This is a genomic window from Faecalibacterium sp. DFI.5.82 (assembly GCF_029076575.1).
Lineage (GTDB): Bacteria > Bacillota > Clostridia > Oscillospirales > Ruminococcaceae > Faecalibacterium > Faecalibacterium duncaniae.
Window position 1 is genome coordinate 1 of the sequence record NZ_JARFIS010000322.1, and the last position, 323, is coordinate 323.

Here is a 323-nt window from a genome sequence, read left to right on the forward strand (position 1 = left end):
CCACGGCGGGCACCAGCACCAGCATACCCAGCAGGCCGAACACCACGCTGGGGATGCCGCTCAGCAGCTCAATGGCGGTCACGACCACGGTGCGCACCTTCGGGCCTGCGGCCTTGGAGAGGAACACCGCCGTCAGCAGGCCAAAGGGCACACCGATCACGGTGGCACCCAGCGTGCCGTAAACGCTGGACCGGATGAAGGGCAGGATGCCGTAGGCCGGGTCGGCAGCGGTGGAAGCCCACCGGGTGCCGAACAGGAACCGGAACAGCCCGATCTTCTGGATGGCAGGCACACAGGAGAGTACCATGTACACCGAGATCAGG

At 66.3% G+C, this 323-nt stretch carries 1 pseudogene; it reads right to left on the reverse strand.

The window, feature by feature from the left end:
- Positions 1 to 322 (reverse strand): annotated as a pseudogene (locus P0G09_RS16810) (phosphate ABC transporter permease subunit PstC); the annotation flags it as partial.
- Position 323 lies beyond the last annotated feature (1 nt).